The sequence below is a fragment of the Paludibacter propionicigenes WB4 genome, from assembly GCF_000183135.1.
GTDB lineage: Bacteria > Bacteroidota > Bacteroidia > Bacteroidales > Paludibacteraceae > Paludibacter > Paludibacter propionicigenes.
On the sequence record NC_014734.1, the window covers coordinates 3,434,580 to 3,454,198 of the forward strand.

Below are 19,619 nucleotides of genomic sequence, written 5' to 3' on the forward strand. Positions count from 1 at the left end.
CAAATATAGCTCATTTTTTCCGTTTCGCTTAAAATTTATTTAAAAAGAAACGAAGTCTTAGTTAAGATTCGCTATCTTTACGACGTTCTTTAGAAATAGAATAATTTACAAGTAAGATATTGGTTTGTTTTTTTAAAACGGTCAAATTTAGATTATTATGGAAGATAGATTAGTTACTCTGGCCATTCGCACTTTTCAACGAGCGCAAATGATTAAAACGGTTTTGGAGGAAAACGGAATTGAAACCGTAATTCATAACCTGAATCTGGAAAATCCGGAATTGTCGGTAGGGGTACGTGTTCGTATCAAAGAAAGTGATTTGCCGCGTGCTTTGAAAATTGTAGAAGAGATGGAAAATGCATGGGAGCGTGAGCCTGTAGTAAGTCCATTAGCTATTCAAAAGGTTCTGGTTCCGATTGACTTCAACGACCAGGTGGCAAAAGCTGCCGATTTTGGATTTCATTTTGCCGATATACTGGCTACCGAAGTTGTGTTTTTATATGTTTATTTCAGTCCTACTTTTACTATTTCGTCAAACCATGATTTAAGCACCTATAGTATAAGCGACAGTGAATTGTTGCGCAGAATTGTCAGCACCGCCAATGCCGAGATTGAAACAATGACTAAGTCTATACATGCAAGAATCTCGAAAGGTGAATTGCCCAATATACCGTTTAGCTTCGAAATGAAAGAAGGTGTTCCTGAGGATCTGATTCTAGAATACTGCAAAAAACATAAACCTGCTTTGGTAGTAATGGGTACTCATGGGAAAAAAGTGTCGAACGAGCTGATCGGAAGTGTCACAGCCGAAGTGATGGAAGCCTGCGTTTCTCCTGTGTTTGCTGTGCCGGTTCTGATGCCTATGCAGTCGCTGGATGATATTAAGCGAATAGCTTTCCTGACTAATTTTGATCAAAAGGATTTGATAGCTATTGACCGTGCGATATCGCTTTTTGCCTCTGATAAAATGGAAATGTACTTTATTCATGCTTCCGATAAAAAAGAGGCTTGGAGCGAAGTGATGTTGGCCGGAATAAAATCATACTTTTCAACGCATTATCCGCAGTTGGTTGCTAATTATGACTTACTTAATGCTACCGATTCGCCTGATTTGTTGAATAATTATATTGAAACTCATCATATTGACGTGCTGGCATTTAATTCTCGTCGCCGAAATTTATTTTCGCGCTTGTTCAATCCAAGTTTGGCTTACCAAATGGTGCTACATTCTGATACGCCTCTTTTTGTTACGCACGTTTAGTCTCATATACCAATAACAAAAATCCGCATTCATATAATTTGATTGCGGATTTTTATTTTATTTGAGCCAACGGGTTTGTTCAGTACCAGAAATCTGTATAGATGGGTAAATGGTCGGAAAATCCACCTTGATATTTCATTCCTGCATAAGTTCTGAAAGGTTGTTTCCCCAGAAAGGTATTATCATTTTCCAATAAAAAGTCTGCATCAAAGAAGTGGGCATCACTTTGCTTAGTGTAAATTGAATTTGAAGATTTCAATAAATTGCCCGAAACAATCATTTGATCCAGTGCTCCCCAATCACCGGAATGTTTGTTTGAACCCTTGCCTTCGGTGTGTAATTTATACATCAGATTATACAGGCTCTGAGTTGAAACAGAATCAACAATCGGTTTTGCTTTCAATACTTCCAAAAGACTTGAGTTCGTTGGGAAATCATTAAAGTCTCCCATGATGACAATGTTCGGTTTTGGGCTGGCTGCAAATATACTGTCTGCTTTGGCTCTGACGACGGATGCCACAAATAGTCTTTTGTCATCGGATTCCATTTCGCCACCCAGTCTGGAAGGAAAATGACATACAAAAACATGTAATGTATCACCAGTTGGGATAACACCTGATACGAAAAGAATGTCGCGGGTTCTGTTTGCTGGAGCATCGGGGTAACGTATTTTAATTGCCTGATCGTGAAATGGCTTGAACTGACTGGGCTGGAACAAAAGTGCTACGTCAATGCCTCTTGGGTCGGGTGATTCGTGATGAATGAATTTATATCTCAGATTTTTCAATCCGGAATAGCGTGTTAAATCTATCAGACATTTCCGGCTTTCCACTTCGCACATTCCTACCAGTGCAGGGGCTTCCCAACCGCCTATGGCTGTGATTACACGGGCTATATTGGCTTGTTTCTTTTGATATTTTGTGTAGTTCCAGGCTCGTATGCCTGTAGGCAGGAATTCGTTGTCGTTAGTCGTTGAGTCATCTACGCAGTCGAAAAAGTTTTCGACATTGTAACACATGATTTTGAAATTCTGTTTTTCTTTTTCTGCCGTTTGAGCATTAATTATCAGTGCTATAAATAAACAGAAGACAGTCAATACATTCTTTTTCATAGCGCCAGCATTATTATTTATTGAGATTTTAAAGCTTAATATGAATAGTTGTGATTAATCATTTGACAGATTTCCATTGATAAGCACCTGCATCAGGAGTCTGTGCAGGTCTGATATTACCGTTCAAATCAACATCCAGTCGATATGTCGCAACAATGTCCGGATTAATGCTTGTTCCTATTTTGCGGGCAACAGAAATTGAATCCGGACGGAAATCGAAATTTGTGTTTTTAATGTAGTTATATCTTGTGCTTTTAAAAATGACATCGTCTTTTTTTGACCAACGGATATGCGAGAATTGTTTTGAACTTAATGAATCTTTTGCCAGAATATAACAGCCTGAAAATAAACCCGTATAGTCACTTACTGATGGTACAGCCAATGTAAATTCATTGTCAGCATCGCCACTAATTATGCAGTTTTGGAAGAAAGATTGCATGGGTGCCATGTCATTAATCCCCGAAATAAGTACAGCGGGATTTTTATCGCGCGATACAGGTTGGACACTGCTGCTATTGAAATAGTTGGCTATCGTGCAGTGAATGAAAGTATGCTTGCCACCGTTCAAATACACAGCATGACTTCCGGCATTTGAAATTTCAGTATTTATGACTGTCACATCTCCGTTTTGAACAAACAGCCCATCTGCGAGAAAATTTTGTATTTTGCAATTATGTATTTCCAGACTTGGCAGGTTACTCATATTTTTATTCAAGAAATTAATACCCACGTACCCGCTATTCATATTTACGTGATTTAGCACGTATTTTCCACCACCCAGTAAATAAATGCCACCCCATTGTCCGGCAACGTTATTATACGGGACCGGAACATTGAAATTGATATTATCTAGTCTGTCACCTCTCAGAGCAATAGGTTGTTCTGCTGTGCCTTGTGCTATCAGGTTGCCATACACTTTCATATTCGCATTGTTATGAAAGTAAATCTTGCAACCGGAGTTTAATGTAAGTGTTTTAGTCGAGTCAACCGTCAGATTGCCATAAACAAGAAAAGGTTTTTCTGAGGTTAATGTTGAGTCGTTTGCGATATGCAGGTTGCGCAATATCTTTATGCTTTGTCCGTAGGCCTGCAGTTTTATTTTTTGAGTTACACCGTTGGTCTGAAAAATTAAAGAGTCATTAATAAATACTGGCGAATTAGAATCTGTTGGATTAACAGTTACTGCCACAAAAACATACATGCTGTCTTTGGCTCTGATTTCAACATCCTCAAATTTATTGTTTGCATTCAAGGATCCATCCACGTTTATTCTGAAAGCCGAATTCTTACCTCCGGCAACTTCTATATAGCTTATTCTTAGTGCAGCATTGTTGCGGTTGTAAATCATTATTCTAGCCGTGGTGCTTCCCACGCTTGTAAATACAGTGTCAAAGCTTACAGTATCGGCAGAAAAACTCAAAATATCCTTGGAGTTTGTTGAATACATGTCGTCTTTGCATGACAAAAGCATTATGGCAATTAGTATTGACAGAAAGACGGATAGGCGTGAACTTATTTTTTGAAAAATGTATGCCATGCAAGTTTCGGGAGTTTTTTGAATAAATTGTAGAAAAGATAAATTATTTCGCTGCAAATTTACACTAAAAGATGACTTTATTAATATAATAGCTTATATTTGTGATAGCAAAAATTAAAATAAACAGTATGGCAAGTCGTAGAAAACTAAAAACTACAATTAAATTTGTTTCTTCCGAATTAATAACCGATATCTATTTTAGGTGTCTAATGTCTAAAGAGATTGATGAACAAAAGGTTAATAGTTTAGTGGAAAATATTATGATTCTCAACAGAGAGTTTATTTTACGGGTTAACCGGCCGGATGGTAAAGATAATCCCAAATTGGTGAAAGCTTATTTCAAAAAGCTATTTGCCGACTGGCAGGGAGCCATGGAAAAGACGATTAAAGAAATCGAAAGTTTATAATCAAAAAAGCAATCATTTATTTGATTGCTTTTTTTGTGGAATGACTTACTCAAAATTAAAAGTGAGTGTGAACATCTTTGAAGTTAGCTTACTCAATGAGTCGGAGAAACGTTGTTTGCTGGTTGGAACTTGGCCGCTCTCACGTTCGTTCAATGGCACAAAGATGTCATTAAAACCGATGGAGTATTTTAGTTCCGGAGCAAGTTTAAAAAACAAAAAATAAATGTCGCATCCCACACCGAATTCAGCAAATAAGTTTACTGGTCTCAACAATACCGGATTTTCCTTATTTGTGGCTAAATCAATTGACATTCCACCTCCAGCTATCAGATAAGGACGAAAGTTTCCTTTTCTTTCTGCGCTATATTTGATGTAAACCGGTAAACTAATAGGAATGGATGTTATAAGTACGGAATCTGCTTTTAGCTTGGGAAAATAATTCAACTGACGTTGTCCAAAATGCAAGGTAGGAGTGAACCGGAAATTAAAATATCTGCTTAACCTCAAATTGCTTATAATACCGACTGAAAATCCGGGACTTAAAGTAGAAACGCGAGCTCCCACGGAGTCGGATGAAGTCTTTACCCCAAAATCCATAGTATTTACGCCCAGAGAAAATCCAAAATGAAGAAGCTTATCGTCAGCATATGGCAGGTTTTGTTGCGAACGAATAGGCTGGCTTAAGCAGAATATTAAAAAAACAAGTAAAGTAATACTCTTATATATCTTGGGTTGCATACGGATTTTTGCCATTATTGTAACAGTAAACGCGCAAAAATAAGCATTATTGCTCGAATTTGGGCTTAAGTAAATACAAAATATGTATATTCCTAAAAATTAGTCGGATTGTAGCCAAATAAAGAGGGTTGTTTCAATGCCTGAAACAACCCTCTTTTACTATAATTGCGTAATTTTTTTTAAACAATGGTTCCGAGTAAGAAATATATCAGAGCAGCCAGAGTTGCACTTACCGGAATAGTCAGTAACCATGCTATAAGCAGGCTTCGAGTAACTCCCCAACGAACTGCCGAAAGGCGTTTTACGGCTCCAACTCCAATGATAGAACCTGTAATTGTGTGGGTCGTACTTACCGGAATCTTCAAAATTTCAGTAAGGTAAAGTGTTAAAGCTCCTGCTGTTTCTGCAGCTACACCTTCCAACGGTGTTACCTTCGTGATTCTTGAACCCATAGTTTTTATAATTCTCCAACCTCCAGACATTGTTCCAAGAGAAATTGCCGCAAAACAAGAAAAGGCAACCCAGTCCGGTATGTTTTTTATGTCGTGAATACCCATATCAATACCGTTCTTGTGATAAGCCGCATAAAGAGCCGCAGCAATTATTCCCATTACTTTTTGCGAGTCATTAAGTCCGTGACCGATACTAAATAAACCAGACGAAACTAACTGTAGCTTTTTAAACCATTGATTGGCTTTGTGAGGATTAACTCTTCTGAATATGTACAAAATGAGAATGGTAATCAATGATGAAATAATCATACCGATAAGAGGTGCGAGAACAATAAACGAAGCAATTTTTATAATAACTTCATATTTAATTGATTCGAAGCCGCTTGTAGTGTATCCATTGGCAATCATGGTACTCATAATAGCTGAACCGGCAAATCCTCCGATAAGCGTGTGAGATGAAGATGAAGGAATTCCTAACCACCAGGTTGCCAGATTCCAGATAATGGCAGCAACTATACCTGAAAATATAACAGGCAATGTGATATATTGCTCTATTACAGCTTTTGATACTGTATTGGCAATACCAAAACCGCTAAAATATTTAGCAATGAAGAATGCCACAAAATTGAAGAATGCTGCCCATAAAACTGCCCTAAACGGAGTTAGTACTTTTGTTGATACAATAGTTGCAATGGAATTCGCAGCATCATGGAATCCATTGATATAATCAAAAACTAAAGCCAGTACGATAATAGTTATTAATAGCGTCATTTTGTCTTTTTGAAGTTATTATGCGTACTTAACAATAATTGTTTTGATAATTTTACCAACATGCTCTGCAGCATCAGTAGCTTTTTCAAGTTCGCTCATAATTTCTTTCATTTTGATGATCTCTACTGCATCTTTTTGATTTTCAAATAAATCAATCAGGAAGTTTTCATAAACATCATCAGCTTTATTTTCTATTACCTTTAATTCAAGACAATATTCTTTGATTTTGTTGGAGTTCTTTTTAAGAACATCAAGCTCATTTACAGCTTTTTGTATTGCGATAGCATCTTCTCGGATAAGCTTGGCTATCTCTACTGCTTTAGCCGGAATTTGTTTAGGGTTGTAAAGTACAATTTTCTTTGCACAGCTATTTATATAGTCAGTAACGTCATCAATCTTATCTGCTAAATGATGAATATCTTCGCGGTCGAATGGAGTAATGAACGTAGAATTTAATTCGTCAAATACCTTTGCAGATAGCTTATCACCTTTTTTCTCCTGTTCTTTAATTTTTTTGTAGTATTCAATGGCTAATTCATGATTGTTGTTTTGAACGCATTCGATAATTAAATCGGAAGCAACTAAAATTACATCCGCCATTTCAGTCAGAATAGGGAAAAATTTAGTCTCTTTGGGCGTGAATTTGCTGAAAAAAGAATTGTTCATAACAAAGAAGTTTTGTGTGAATTAAAATTTAATTGCTTGTTATTTAGTTTATTATTTGTTTCTCTTGAATACAATTTTTAAAATTATTTTTCCAATTTTAAAGTAGTGCAAATGTACTAAAACTATTTATAGAAATAATACATTCATTGTAATTTAATAGAAATGTAACATCGAAATTTGGGTATTATTGAAATACTAGCTTATAACATGTAATTGCTTTAAAAATAAACAGTTAAAAGACATGGCCTGATTGGTTCAGACAACTCATAGAACCCTTATAAATAGGGCGTATATTAATCCTGAATTGAATATATTGAGATTCGAATTGTTCGAAATGTCCGATTCGATACAAAAAAATATATTAAAAACTTTTTTAGGTATAGAAAAATTTCTACTTTTGCATAACTAATTAGTACTAACAAAATAAATTTATAAGAAAATGGCTTACGTTATTTCAGAAGATTGTATTGCTTGCGGATCATGTATCAGCGAATGTCCAGTTGAAGCAATTTCAGAAGGTGATATTTATGTAATTGATGCAGATGTTTGCACTGATTGTGGAACTTGCGCAGATGTTTGTCCATCAGAAGCAATTAGCCCAGTTAATTAATTACACTACAAATAAAAAAGACCTGCTCGTTTTTTACGAGCAGGTCTTTTTTTATGGTCTGTATCCCGATTCTTCGAGCATTTTCTGATAGTTACTGTCTTTCATTAGATCCGTAAGACTTACTTTAGGATTTTTATTCATATAGCTTTCTACTATTTGCCAACCAAGCCATGTACCTAATCTTCCTGGCGATTCTTGCGATACCGGAGCCGTAAAAGGAGCATCGTTCATGTATTTACGTATAAGTTGCAGGTCTGTAGAAAATAAGTGCTTTTGGTCTATTACGGTAGCCCATATCTCTTTTTCGTATTTTTTAGTCCACTTCCATTGTTCTTCACTATACCCCATAATATCTTGCGGCTTTTCATCAGGCATAAAAACAGAGAGCAAATACATTACCTTGCCTCTGAAAAGCATGTTATCCAGCAAACGGTATTCGGAACTGTCCATAACAAACATCCTGAACAGGGTTGCGGATACTAAATCGGTAGCTACACATTCCCGACGCATATTGAACAGCATGTATTCATATGTATAATCTTTGTAGGCAGGATAATCGCTTCCAAGGTATAAATCTGTACCAACGGCAATAAATTTATCGTTCATCATTATTGCCCGGTTAAATCCGGATACGTAGAAATATATTTCGGGGAGTTTTACTTCGGGAAAATAAAAATGAATATAGGTGAATGCGTCCGAAATTTTCTTTTCTATGTCCGATACATCATCGAAGGTTTGCAGTGTTTTTTTGTTTACCTGAGTGAATGTTTTATCTGTCAGAAATTTATAAAACTCATGACTAACAGCATTTGTATCTGCAGCAGTAGTGTCAAGTACGTTATAAACAAATTCGGGTAAAAAATCAGGGTATTTCGAATATAATTTCTTTACTCCCGCTTTTAAGTTTGTAGTGTCAAGGGTGAGGAGATCTTTGTCAAAACGATGTATCTTTACAGTTACCCTGTTTTTGTCAGTATCAATCTTAAAACGATTGTTGTTGCTGCACGAACTTAGCAGGTTTAGTGCGGCAAGAAGCAGTATCAGTACATTAATTTTTTTCATATTGCATTTACCAATAATAAGTTCATTTAAAAAAGCGCAAAAGCAAAATGGAAATTTGCATATTGCGCTTTTAAAAATTATTTGAAGTTGATTACTTGCGTTTCTGAACGGCTTTTTGTTGTTCCCGTTGCATTTTTTCTAATCGCTCCATGAATCCGCCTTTTTTAGCAGGTTTCTTGCTGTTGCTGGCGCGCTTAGCATGAAGCTGAGCTAGGATTTTCTTTTCATCTACAAATCCGCGAATAACGTAGGTTTGAATAATTGAAATTAATGTAGCTATGAAATAGTAGTAGCTCAAACCAGATGCGTAATTATTAAATATAAATAAGAACATAACAGGCATCAGATACATCATCCATTTCATTACAGCGCCTCCCGGTTGATCGGTAGTAGACTGATTAGCCATATTGAGCTTGGTGTAGACAATGTTTGTAGCTGTCATCAGTAAACAGAATAAGCTTACGTGATTTCCAAAACCAAACGGAACGGTAAATGGCAATGTCATGATTGAATCGTAAGCAGATAAGTCGGTAGCCCACAAAAAGCTTTGCTGACGAAGTTCTATAGCTGCCGGAAAGAAGCTGAACATCGCAAACAATATTGGCATTTGTAGTAATGAAGGTATACAACCACTCATAGGGCTGACTCCTACTTTGCCATACAACTCCATGGTTGCTTTCTGACGCTCTGCAGGTTTATCTGCAGGAATACGGGCATTGATTTCGTCAATTTCAGGCTTCAATACGCGCATTTTGGCGCTAGACATGTACGATTTGTATGTCAGCGGGAATAAAACCAGCTTGATAACAAGGGTCAATAATAAAATAATCAACCCAAAATTGCTAATGAATTTGTTGAAGAAGTTGAACATTGGGATAATGGCAAATCGGTTCACCCAACCAAAAATACCCCAACCAAGTGGAATCAGTTTATTCAATGTAAGTTCATGACCGTCTTTGGCGTCTTTGTCGTATGCAGTAAGGGTTTTGTAATGATTTGGGCCAAAATACCAACGGAAGGTAGTAGGTACTTTGCCTGTAGGATCAAAAGCTACCGACATATTGGCATCATAGGTTTTCAGATAGCCTGAATTTTCACCCTCGAGAGTACTTTTCAAAGTCGTTGAGTTTAAAGCTTCATTAGCAATCAAAATGCTGCTAAAGAACTGGTCTTTAAATGCAATCCACTTAACCTTATTAGTTAACTTTTTCTCATCGTTCTTGCTCTCACTCAGTTTTTCTACATCATCGGCCACATATTTATATTCAATAGAAGAATAGCGATCCTCAAATTTACGTCCTTTTTCTTGTTGAGGAATTTTTGAAGTCCATGCCATGTCCAATGAGTTGGTTCCGGTCGGCATTATCGTATTCATGTCCTTGGCTTTTATTCCAAAGCCTAGCATGTAGTCGTTTGCCGGTAAAGTATAGGCAAAATCAATGTAAGCCTGACCTGTGGTTTTCAGGCGTAAAATAAGCGTTTGATTTCCTTTTGCATCCTTCGTAATGCCCGAAACCGGTTCAAAATAGAGGTTAGAACTATTGATAACTCTGTTGTTGTTAGTCACAAAGGTAAAGCCCAGGTTGCTATCTTTTTCTTTGAACAGAATCAACGGATGAGCATTATTCAAAGAGTCGCGTTTTGAGTATTTTTTTAGCTGCACAGAGTAAATTCTACCACCTTTGCTGCCCAACGTAATTTTTACCAGCTCATTTTCTAGTGTGTAAAATTTCTCTTCGCCTTTAGAAGCCACACTAAAATCGCCAAAAGCACCTGAATTGTTTGTCGTGTCATTTGCGGCAACCGAATCAGAAACTGTTTCGCTGATCGTTTTTACGGCAACGTGAGCTTTGCTTTGTTGAACCAGTGCTATTGAATCGTTGTAGCGTTTTTGAGCTGCAATTTCTTTCTCACTTGGCTTGGTAATTTGCATATATCCAAGGACAATCACTGCAATAAGCACAAATCCAAAAATCGTATTTTTATCCATAAATTATAATTAATTCCTATTTAAATATTGATTAAAAGGGATGAATAATATTTTCTTTCTGTTTTATTTTTCAATGGCAGCTTTCATAAAGCTTATGAAAAGCGGATGTGGATTAACAACCGTACTACTGTACTCAGGGTGGAATTGAACCCCGACATACCATTTGTGTGATTGTAATTCGATGATTTCAACCAAATCCGATTCTTCGTTTAAACCGCTGCAAATCATTCCTGCTTTTTCAAAATCCTCTTTGTAAGCATTGTTGAATTCGTAACGATGACGATGCCGTTCGTTTATGTTTTCTTTGTTGTAAATGTCTCGTACTTTCGATCCTTTTTTAAGTTTGCATTTGAAAGCTCCTAAACGCATACTTCCACCCAGATCCAGGATGTTTTTTTGTTCTTCCATTATGTCCACCACTTTGTGCGTGGTATCCGGATCAATTTCGGTGCTATTGGCATCGGCGTAACCCAGTATGTTGCGGGCAAACTCAATAGACATTGTTTGCATTCCCATACAGATACCCAGTGTTGGGATATTGTGCTCGCGTGTATATTTCAATGCTGCAAATTTGCCTTCCATGCCGCGTTGGCCAAATCCGGGAGCTACAATGACCCCATCCTTTTTGCCAAGCTTCTTTTCTACGTTTTCGTCGTTTAACTTGTCAGAAAGAATTAGTTCAAGTTTTAATTTTTTACAGTTGTATGCGCTGGCATGAATCAATGATTCTATGATAGACTTGTATGAATCAGGTAATTGTACGTATTTTCCAACAATGGCAATATGAACTTCTTCCTTCGCATTTTCCAGTTTTTCCACAAAAGCAGTCCATTTTTCCATGTCGGCTTTTGGCGTTTTATCCAAATCAAAGCCCATTTTGGTAAGAACAACCTCATCCAACTTTTCTTCCTGCATGTTAAGCGGAACGCGGTAAATAGTTGGAACATCAATAGATTGCATAACAGCACTGGGTTCTACGTTACAGAACAGCGCAACTTTTTTGCGTATGTCCATGGAGATATTGTGCTCGGTACGCAAAACCAGTACGTCTGCCTGAACACCTTGTTCCTGCAGAGCCTTTACAGAGTGTTGTGTGGGTTTTGTCTTTAATTCTTTAGCGGCAGCCAAATAAGGTACATAGGTAAGATGAACGATCAGGCAGTTTTTGCCTAATTCCCAACGTAACTGACGTACACTTTCTATATACGGTAGCGATTCAATATCTCCAACTGTTCCACCTATTTCGGTGATGACAAAATCAAAGTCGCCTTTGTTGCCAAGCAGTTTTATGTTTCGTTTAATTTCGTCGGTAATGTGAGGGATAATCTGAACTGTTTTTCCCAAATAATCGCCACGGCGTTCTTTGTTAATTACGTTCTGATAAATCCGACCTGTAGTGATATTGTTGGCACGATGTGTTTCTACGTTCGTAAAACGTTCGTAATGACCTAAATCCAGATCGGCCTCGTGTCCGTCTACAGTTACATAGCATTCGCCGTGTTCGTAGGGGTTAAGCGTTCCCGGATCAACATTGATGTAAGGATCTAATTTCTGATTGGTTACCTTGAAGCCTCTGGCTTGTAGTAGTTTAGCGAGCGAAGCTGCAATAATTCCTTTGCCTAATGAGGAAGTAACACCACCGGTTACAAAAATGTACTTTGTTTCTTTCACGTTTGTTTTGTCTTAAAATTACTAGCTATTGTTTGGTATTTTTAAGTCCGCAAATTTCGGAAAAAAAACTGAATAAAGAAAACGTATGAAGCAAATTAAATATAAAGAACGAATAATAATGAATTGAATGTCAAAATCATTCAGTTTTACTGAATTATCTCTGATTTTATATACTATAGTTGGTCTTTCGGTTACTAATGATTCATACTTCGGGTCGGGTATAATTAAAAAGAATAGTTTTTTGTAAATTGTATTCGTGAATATTTAAATCATAAATTTGTAGAATTATCACAATCTTTCTATTTGTGGGGAAATGATTATTCGTAACTTTACGGCGTAAACTTTAATCGTTTTACTCAGTCAATAGAGTTTTATATTCTAAAAATCATAAATTTAATACCCCTATATTAGTTATGGCGAAAAAGGTTTTTGTGAGTGGTTGTTATGATATGCTTCACAGTGGTCACGTTGCTTTTTTTGAAGAGGCAGCTCAATTAGGAGACTTGTATGTTGGCATAGGCTCCGATAAGACTATTTTTGAATTGAAAGCGAGAAAAACCATAAATTCCGATGCCGAGAGGCTTTATATGGTAAAATCGCTGAAAACAGTGAAAGATGCCTGGATTAATAGAGGTAGTGGTCTGCTTGATTTTTTGGAAGAAATAAAACACTTGCGTCCTGATATATTTTTTGTAAATGCCGATGGACATACATTGGCCAAAGAAAATCTTTGTAATGAATTGGGAATTGAGTATGTGGTAAGTAAACGTATCCCTCATGGTAATTTGCCTCCCCGCTCTACGACTGCTTTACGTCAGGAGTGCAACATTCCTTACAGAATAGATTTAGCCGGAGGTTGGTTAGATCAGCCTTATGTGAGCAAACATGCTGGAGGTTCGGTTCTGACAATCTGTATAGAGCCTGATTATGAGTTTAATGATCGGAGCGGGATGTCAACCAGTAGCCGAAAGAAAGCTATTGAACTTTGGCAGTCGGATGTGCCTGAAGGCGATAAAGAAAAGCTAGCACGGATGTTATTCTGCTTCGAAAATCCTCCGGGAACAAAGTATGTGAGCGGATCTCAGGATTCGTTGGGAATTACTGTACCAGGTTTAAACAACCTTTATTACGAAGGAGATTTTTGGCCATCAAAAATTCAAAGCGTTCTGGATGATGATATCCTCGATTGGATTGAGCAGCGTTTGTGGATGATTCCGCTATATCCGCGTCACAAAGACTATGATGTATTGGCTGATACGCATATAACTCCGCAAAATGTGCAAGAGCTAAGTGATGCAACTAAAGCCTGTTGGGATGCATTGCTGGCAAAAGATGCTGTGGCTGTAGGGAAAGCCATGACTCAAAGTTTCGATGCTCAGATTACCATGTTTCCAAATATGATTTCAGAAGATATCTTGTCGCAGATAGAATCATATAAAAGTCGCGTACTGGGTTGGAAAATAAGTGGTGCAGGAGGTGGTGGCTATATGATTTTCTTTAGCGAGGAACCATTGGAAAATGCAATTCAGATTAGAATAAGACGGCAATAAAAATAATGAATAAGAAAAAATGATATTTTTCTTGCGTAAATAGAATTAATTTGCAATCTTTGCACTCTCAAAACAAACAAAAAGGAAATGAACTCAATTTTGACAGTAAATAAATTTTGGTGGTGGCACTTACGAATCAGCTAATCGTGAGAGGTAACACCTGTGTATATTGTCAAAACAAAAAGATATTACAAAAAGGCTTGTCGGAACTCACGATAAGCCTTTTTTTTATTTTACCCCTAGTCCCTGAAGGGGAACTAAATTACAACTGTTTATTTAAAACAACTAGTATGAATAAAGAGAAAGATATGCAAAACGAAACTAATTCCAACTCCCCTTTAGGAGCTGGAGGCATTGACGAAAACGGATACTACGGTGAATTTGGCGGAGCATATATCCCCGAAATTTTGCATGGTTCTTTTGAACGACTGAAGGAAGCCTTCTATGCTATAAAAGATGATGCCGGATTTAAAGCAGAATATTACGAATTGTTGAAAAACTACGTGGGACGCCCCTCGCCATTGTATTTTGCCAGTAGACTGTCGGCGGAATATGGAACAAAAGTTTACCTGAAGCGTGAAGACCTGAATCACACAGGAGCACATAAAATAAACAATGCGTTGGGACAAATTCTGCTTGCCAAACGGATGGGGAAAACCCGTATTATTGCAGAAACAGGTGCCGGGCAGCACGGTGTGGCCACAGCGACTGCTTGTGCGTTGATGGGGTTGGAATGTATTGTATTTATGGGTAAAACCGATGTGGAACGCCAGTTTCTGAATGTGCAGAAGATGCGCATGTTGGGCGCCACTGTCGAACCGGTTACAAGTGGCAATATGACGCTGAAAGATGCTACCAACGAAGCTTTTCGCTATTGGTGCTCCAATCCTGATTCTTTTTATATTGTAGGTTCCACGGTGGGTGCGCACCCTTATCCGGATATGGTGGGTTTCTTCCAATCAGTGATCAGCGAGGAAATTAAATGGCAACTGCAGGAACAAATTGGGCGTGATTATCCTGATTACCTGATGGCCTGCGTAGGCGGAGGTAGCAACGCTATGGGAACTTATTATCATTATCTGAATGATGACCGCGTGAAAATTGTATCAGCAGAAGCAGGAGGTTTAGGTGTTGATACCGGCGAAACGGCTGCAACCATTTCGTTGGGAACAACAGGTATTATCCATGGAGCCAAAACATTGTTGATTCAGGATGAAGATGGACAAATTATAGAACCCTATTCCATTTCAGCAGGATTGGATTATCCGGGAATCGGTCCTGCACATGCGTTTTTTGCAAAGTCGGGCCGAACAAAAGTGTTGGCAATAAATGACGACGAAGCACTGGATGCTGCTTTCGAACTCACCCGACTGGAAGGAATTATTCCGGCTATAGAATCGGCGCACGCGCTGGCACTCTTGAAAAAAGAAAAAGCAACTTTTAAACCCGATGATATTGTGGTTCTCACAGTTTCTGGTCGTGGTGACAAGGATATGGATACTTATGTGAAGCATTTTAAATAATTGTCATTGGTCGCCTGTTGCCAGTCAACTGTCTTTGGACTTTAATGACTGCAGACCGGAGACCGGAGACTTAAGACATAATTATATGAAACTATTCGTTCATTCAAAAAAGATGCTGGCCGATTTACAGACGCCGGTGGGAATTTACCTCAAGATACGCGATTTATATACTAACTCTGTGTTGTTGGAAAGTTCCGATTATCACGGTGTTGAAAACAGTTACTCGTATATCGGCTTTTGTCCGATTGGTGGAATTTCGGTCAATCATTTTGTGATTAAAGAGGAATATCCCGACGGAACTAAGCTTGAAACACCGGTAACCGGAAAATTGACGGTGGCTGAGCGTTTCGATGCATTTCTGAAATCGGTTGAGCTGGTAAAAAATGATAATCCTGTGGGAATAAATGGTTTATTCGGATACTCGTCTTATGAGTCGGTGCAGTACTTTGAAGATGTAAAGCTTACAGCCCGCGAAACTGTCCCGGGAAGCATGCCGGGCTTGCATTATGTATTGTTTAAATACATTATTGCTGTGAATCATTTTAATAATGAATTGACCATTATTGAGAATTTGCTCGAAGGTGAAACCTCAAAAATTGCTGAGATAGAAGAAATTCTTGGAAATAATAACATAGCAACCTATGACTTTGAGGCTGTCGGTGTGGAAAAATGTGATATTTCAAATGAGGATTATAAGAAAATGGTAGCTCGTGGCAAAGAGGAATGCTTCAAAGGAAATGTTTTCCAGATTGTGCTTTCGCGCCGTTTTTATCAGCAATACAAAGGGGACGATTTTATGCTTTATCGTACCTTGCGCTCGGTGAATCCGTCACCCTATTTGTTTTACTTCAATTTTGGCGATTTCCGAATTTTCGGTTCGTCGCCCGAAGCTCACCTGGTGGTGGATGCCAAAAAGCAGAAAGCTTTCATCAAACCTATTGCCGGAACATTCCGCCGCACGGGTAATGACGAAAAGGATGCCGAACTTGCAGAGAAACTCAGCACCGATAAAAAAGAAAATGCGGAGCATGTGATGTTGGTCGATTTGGCACGCAATGATTTGAGCCGCAATACTGATCATGTGGAGGTTGAGGTGTTCCGCGAAGTGCAGTATTATTCGCACGTATTACATTTGGTGTCAAGCGTTAGCGGACAGCTAAAACCTGACACTAAAGTTATTAAACTTTTTGCCGACACATTTCCGGCCGGAACGCTTTCGGGAGCTCCGAAAATAAAAGCCATGCAACTTATTGATAGCATTGAGCCCCACGACCGAGGTCCTTATGGCGGTTGTCTTGGTTATATCGGTTTCGATGGCAGCATGAATCAGGCCATTACCATACGATCATTTGTAAGTAAAAATAATACGCTTTATTATCAGGCCGGTGCCGGTATCGTTGCCAAGTCTGATGAAGAAAGTGAATTGCAGGAGGTAAATAATAAACTGGCGGCGCTCAAAAAGGCGGTGGATGTTGCTTCAGGAAGATAATATTTGCCTTCGGCGATATTTGTCCTTTGGACGATATAAGGCTTCGCCGATATTAATTGTTACTAGCTTTGTAATACTTAGAATAAAAATATACTATGATTGAAGGACTTTTGACCTTTGACTGTAGACAATAGACAAATTTATGAAGATATTAGTTTTCGATAATTACGACTCGTTTACCTACAACCTGGTGCATGCAGTCAAAAAATTGGGATATACCGATGTGGAAGTGCATCGCAACGACCAGATAGCATTAGAAGAAATTGCACGTTTCGATAAAATTATCCTGTCGCCGGGTCCCGGTGTGCCGTCCGAATCGGGCATTTTGTTGGATGTTATACGGACGTATGCTCCGTCTAAACCCATTTTGGGCGTATGCCTGGGAGAGCAGGCCATTGCTGAAGCTTTTGGCGGTACATTGATAAACCTTACCGATGTTCACCACGGGATAAGTTCTATGGTAGATGTAGTGGCAGAAGATGTTCTTTTCAACGGGTTGGATAAAAAGCTGGAAGTGGGGCGTTATCATTCCTGGGCTGCTGAGAAATCTACCTTGCCGGAATGCCTGACCATTACAGCTGTGGATGAAGAAGGTATGATTATGGCATTGGCACACAAAATCTACGATGTACGTGGCGTTCAGTTTCATCCGGAATCGGTATTAACTCCTGACGGGGAGAAAATGCTGAAGAATTGGTTGGAAGCTTAGTCAATTGGTTAATTAGTTAATTAGTTAATTAGTTAATCGGTTGATTAGTTGACTGGTTGATTGGTTTAATAGAATAAAAAACATTATATAAGGTTCTCAGCAAGTGCTTGCCTCTTACTGCTTACCTCTTACTGCTGAATATATGAAACAAATACTTAATCAATTATTTAATCACCAGTCGCTGACTCGCGAGGAAGCAGCAGAAGTGATGACCAACATAGCTGCCGGAAAGTATAATGATGCTCAAATAGCCGCATTTATATCTGTATATTTGATGCGCAGTATTGAACTCGATGAATTGATTGGCTTCCGTAATGCCTTGTTGGAGCTTGCTATTCCGATGGATTTGTCGGAATTCGATGCACTCGATATTGTTGGTACAGGCGGTGATGGAAAAAATACGTTCAATATCTCCACTTGCAGCTGTTTTGCAGTGGCGGGAGCAGGCTATAAAGTGGCCAAACACGGCAATTATGGTGCTACCTCGGTCAGTGGGGCATCGAATGTACTCGAGTATTATGGCGCCAAATTTACGACGGATATCGATGTGATAAAACGCTCGCTCGACCAATCGGGATTTGCTTATTTACATGCACCGTTTTGTAATCCTGCTATGAAAAACGTAGCGCCTGTACGTAAAAATCTGGGTGTACGCACTTTCTTCAATGTGCTGGGACCACTTATCAGTCCGGTGCGTCCTCAGTATCAATGTTTGGGCGTATATAGTTTGAAAATGATGCGTCTTTACAATTATATTTATCAAAATCTGGGAGTGCAATATTCTGTCGTTCATAGTTTGGATGGATACGATGAAATCTCGCTGACAGATACCTGTAAGATTATGACCAATGCCGGTGAGTTTGTTTATACACCGGAACAACTTGGTTTCAAACGTTTAAAACAAGAAGAACTCTCAGGAGGCGAAACAGTTGACGATGCCGCACAGATATTTATCAATGTGCTGGATAACAACGCTACCGAAGCCCAACGCAATGCTGTAATTATCAACTCGGCACTGGCAATTCAGACACGCAATCCGATAAAACCAATGGAGCAATGCATTGCTGAAGCCACCGAATCGCTTGCTGGTGGATATGCCAAAAAAGCGTTTGAAAAATTTGTGGAGATATATAAATAAGACCCCTAACCCCTAAAGGGGAATAAAAAACATTACAACTGATTCTTTTGATATTCAAAATGAATAATGACAAAAACATACAAGATAATAGTAACTCTAATTCCCCTTTAGGGGTTAGGGGTAGTAATATCTTAGATAAAATAATAGCAAGTAAAAAAGTTGAAGTGGCGGCTCGTAATCTCTCAACACCTGTTTCGGCTTTAGAAAAGTCTCCTGTTTTTTCCCGTAAATGCTTGTCGTTGAAGCAAAGTTTGCTGAACTCGGAATCGGGAATTATTTCTGAGTTTAAACGTAAATCGCCGTCACTCGGTTGGATACACGAAGATGCGGACGTGGTGGATGTAACTTCGGGTTATAGTGCAGCCGGAGCCTCAGGTATTTCTATTCTTACGGATGAAGAGTATTTTGGCGGTACGCCAATGGATTTGATGGCTGCCCGTCAGTTTATAGCTTGTCCGGTGTTGCGTAAGGATTTTGTGATTGACGAATATCAGCTTTACGAAGCCAAAGCCATGGGGGCTGATGTGGTGCTGCTGATTGCCGCCGCGCTCACTGTGCAACAAACGCTTGAGCTTGCCCGCAAAGCACATGAACTCGGGTTGGAAGTATTGCTTGAAGTACATAATGCCGAAGAACTCGGTCATGCCAACGACTACGTGGATTTGTTGGGTGTCAACAACCGTAACCTGAAAACTTTTGAACAAAACATTCAGACTTCGTTCAATTTGGCAGCATTGATTCCAGATCAGTTAGTGAAAGTGAGCGAAAGCGGCATCTCTAAGGGGGAGACCGTTAAGGAATTGCGAAAGGTAGGTTACAAAGGTTTCCTGATGGGTGAAAATTTTATGAAGGAAGAAGATCCTGCGGCAGCGCTAGCGAATTTTATTGAAAATTTACAGTAGAGACGCAAGGCCTTGCGTCTCTAACAATTGAT

At 38.7% G+C, this 19,619-nt stretch carries 17 protein-coding genes; 9 read left to right on the top strand and 8 right to left on the bottom strand.

The genetic code is table 11. The features are described from left to right. Positions 1-157: 157 nt before the first annotated feature. Complete coding sequence (locus PALPR_RS14320) at positions 158-1,261, top strand: universal stress protein (protein WP_013446375.1); 1,104 nt, start codon at positions 158-160, stop codon at positions 1,259-1,261. A 79-nt stretch (positions 1,262-1,340) separates the two neighbouring features. Here PALPR_RS14320 and PALPR_RS14325 read toward each other — a convergent pair whose 3' ends face one another. Both PALPR_RS14325 and PALPR_RS15580 read right to left on the bottom strand, forming a co-directional pair. Then, entirely contained in the window at positions 1,341-2,372 is a 1,032-nt protein-coding gene (locus PALPR_RS14325) for an endonuclease/exonuclease/phosphatase family protein (RefSeq protein ID WP_013446376.1), read from the bottom strand. Between the two features lie 58 nt (positions 2,373-2,430). Beyond that, positions 2,431-3,909, bottom strand: coding sequence for a hypothetical protein (locus tag PALPR_RS15580; protein ID WP_013446377.1), 1,479 nt, complete (start codon positions 3,907-3,909; stop codon positions 2,431-2,433). A gap of 128 nt (positions 3,910-4,037) precedes the next feature. On the opposite strand from PALPR_RS15580, the gene PALPR_RS14335 reads away from it, so the two are divergent. After that, positions 4,038-4,316 carry a hypothetical protein gene (locus PALPR_RS14335; RefSeq protein ID WP_013446378.1) on the top strand — a complete coding sequence of 93 codons (279 nt, stop codon included), beginning with the start codon at positions 4,038-4,040 and terminating at the stop codon, positions 4,314-4,316. 45 nt (positions 4,317-4,361) lie between these two features. Here PALPR_RS14335 and porT read toward each other — a convergent pair whose 3' ends face one another. The 3 genes from porT to PALPR_RS14350 form a co-directional block, all read right to left on the bottom strand. Next, positions 4,362-5,069 carry a type IX secretion/gliding motility protein PorT/SprT gene (gene porT, locus PALPR_RS14340; protein WP_049777049.1) on the bottom strand — a complete coding sequence of 236 codons (708 nt, stop codon included), beginning with the start codon at positions 5,067-5,069 and terminating at the stop codon, positions 4,362-4,364. A 164-nt stretch (positions 5,070-5,233) separates the two neighbouring features. Next, positions 5,234-6,277: an inorganic phosphate transporter gene (locus tag PALPR_RS14345; RefSeq protein ID WP_013446380.1), complete on the bottom strand. Its 1,044-nt coding sequence runs from the start codon at positions 6,275-6,277 to the stop codon at positions 5,234-5,236. A gap of 18 nt (positions 6,278-6,295) precedes the next feature. Then, entirely contained in the window at positions 6,296-6,943 is a 648-nt protein-coding gene (locus PALPR_RS14350) for a DUF47 domain-containing protein (RefSeq protein ID WP_013446381.1), read from the bottom strand. 439 nt (positions 6,944-7,382) lie between these two features. Between PALPR_RS14350 and PALPR_RS14355 the strand changes: the two genes are divergently transcribed. Beyond that, positions 7,383-7,553, top strand: coding sequence for a DUF362 domain-containing protein (locus tag PALPR_RS14355; RefSeq protein WP_013446382.1), 171 nt, complete (start codon positions 7,383-7,385; stop codon positions 7,551-7,553). Positions 7,554-7,604: 51 nt separating this feature from the next. Here the strand turns inward: PALPR_RS14355 and gldB are convergent, their stop codons facing one another. From gldB to PALPR_RS14370, 3 genes are all read right to left on the bottom strand, one after another. Next, positions 7,605-8,615, bottom strand: a complete 1,011-nt coding sequence (gldB, locus tag PALPR_RS14360) for a gliding motility lipoprotein GldB (RefSeq protein WP_013446383.1) — start codon at positions 8,613-8,615, stop codon at positions 7,605-7,607. Between the two features lie 91 nt (positions 8,616-8,706). Further along, positions 8,707-10,605, bottom strand: coding sequence for a membrane protein insertase YidC (gene yidC, locus PALPR_RS14365; protein ID WP_013446384.1), 1,899 nt, complete (start codon positions 10,603-10,605; stop codon positions 8,707-8,709). 63 nt (positions 10,606-10,668) lie between these two features. After that, positions 10,669-12,276: a CTP synthase gene (locus PALPR_RS14370; RefSeq protein ID WP_013446385.1), complete on the bottom strand. Its 1,608-nt coding sequence runs from the start codon at positions 12,274-12,276 to the stop codon at positions 10,669-10,671. 413 nt (positions 12,277-12,689) lie between these two features. Here PALPR_RS14370 and PALPR_RS14375 point away from each other — a divergent pair, with 413 nt between their 5' ends. The 6 genes from PALPR_RS14375 (at position 12,690) to trpC (ending at position 19,587) form a co-directional block, all read left to right on the top strand. Further along, on the top strand, positions 12,690-13,826 hold the full coding sequence (locus tag PALPR_RS14375) for an adenylyltransferase/cytidyltransferase family protein (protein WP_013446387.1): 1,137 nt from the start codon (positions 12,690-12,692) through the stop codon (positions 13,824-13,826). Between the two features lie 308 nt (positions 13,827-14,134). After that, entirely contained in the window at positions 14,135-15,349 is a 1,215-nt protein-coding gene (trpB, locus tag PALPR_RS14380) for a tryptophan synthase subunit beta (RefSeq protein ID WP_049777071.1), read from the top strand. Between the two features lie 85 nt (positions 15,350-15,434). Next, a complete protein-coding gene (locus tag PALPR_RS14385; protein WP_013446389.1) occupies positions 15,435-16,838 on the top strand; it encodes an anthranilate synthase component I family protein in 1,404 nt (467 codons plus the stop codon). A 142-nt stretch (positions 16,839-16,980) separates the two neighbouring features. Continuing rightward, positions 16,981-17,547 (top strand): anthranilate synthase component II, encoded by a 567-nt coding sequence (locus tag PALPR_RS14390; protein ID WP_013446390.1) that lies wholly within the window; start codon positions 16,981-16,983, stop codon positions 17,545-17,547. Positions 17,548-17,689: 142 nt separating this feature from the next. Then, complete coding sequence (trpD, locus tag PALPR_RS14395) at positions 17,690-18,685, top strand: anthranilate phosphoribosyltransferase (RefSeq protein ID WP_041620449.1); 996 nt, start codon at positions 17,690-17,692, stop codon at positions 18,683-18,685. Between the two features lie 59 nt (positions 18,686-18,744). Next, on the top strand, positions 18,745-19,587 hold the full coding sequence (trpC, locus tag PALPR_RS14400) for an indole-3-glycerol phosphate synthase TrpC (RefSeq protein WP_013446392.1): 843 nt from the start codon (positions 18,745-18,747) through the stop codon (positions 19,585-19,587). Positions 19,588-19,619: the final 32 nt, after the last annotated feature.

Excerpts from the sequence above, each read along its gene's own strand:
- PALPR_RS14320 (WP_013446375.1), top strand. The coding sequence starts at position 158 with ATGGAAGATAGATTAGTTACTCTGGCCATTCGCACTTTTCAACGAGCG.
- PALPR_RS14325 (WP_013446376.1), bottom strand. The coding sequence starts at position 2,372 with ATGAAAAAGAATGTATTGACTGTCTTCTGTTTATTTATAGCACTGATA.
- PALPR_RS15580 (WP_013446377.1), bottom strand. The coding sequence starts at position 3,909 with ATGGCATACATTTTTCAAAAAATAAGTTCACGCCTATCCGTCTTTCTG.
- PALPR_RS14335 (WP_013446378.1), top strand. The coding sequence starts at position 4,038 with ATGGCAAGTCGTAGAAAACTAAAAACTACAATTAAATTTGTTTCTTCC.
- porT (WP_049777049.1), bottom strand. The coding sequence starts at position 5,069 with ATGGCAAAAATCCGTATGCAACCCAAGATATATAAGAGTATTACTTTA.
- PALPR_RS14345 (WP_013446380.1), bottom strand. The coding sequence starts at position 6,277 with ATGACGCTATTAATAACTATTATCGTACTGGCTTTAGTTTTTGATTAT.
- PALPR_RS14350 (WP_013446381.1), bottom strand. The coding sequence starts at position 6,943 with ATGAACAATTCTTTTTTCAGCAAATTCACGCCCAAAGAGACTAAATTT.
- PALPR_RS14355 (WP_013446382.1), top strand. The coding sequence starts at position 7,383 with ATGGCTTACGTTATTTCAGAAGATTGTATTGCTTGCGGATCATGTATC.
- gldB (WP_013446383.1), bottom strand. The coding sequence starts at position 8,615 with ATGAAAAAAATTAATGTACTGATACTGCTTCTTGCCGCACTAAACCTG.
- yidC (WP_013446384.1), bottom strand. The coding sequence starts at position 10,605 with ATGGATAAAAATACGATTTTTGGATTTGTGCTTATTGCAGTGATTGTC.
- PALPR_RS14375 (WP_013446387.1), top strand. The coding sequence starts at position 12,690 with ATGGCGAAAAAGGTTTTTGTGAGTGGTTGTTATGATATGCTTCACAGT.
- trpB (WP_049777071.1), top strand. The coding sequence starts at position 14,135 with ATGCAAAACGAAACTAATTCCAACTCCCCTTTAGGAGCTGGAGGCATT.
- PALPR_RS14385 (WP_013446389.1), top strand. The coding sequence starts at position 15,435 with ATGAAACTATTCGTTCATTCAAAAAAGATGCTGGCCGATTTACAGACG.
- PALPR_RS14390 (WP_013446390.1), top strand. The coding sequence starts at position 16,981 with ATGAAGATATTAGTTTTCGATAATTACGACTCGTTTACCTACAACCTG.
- trpD (WP_041620449.1), top strand. The coding sequence starts at position 17,690 with ATGAAACAAATACTTAATCAATTATTTAATCACCAGTCGCTGACTCGC.
- trpC (WP_013446392.1), top strand. The coding sequence starts at position 18,745 with ATGAATAATGACAAAAACATACAAGATAATAGTAACTCTAATTCCCCT.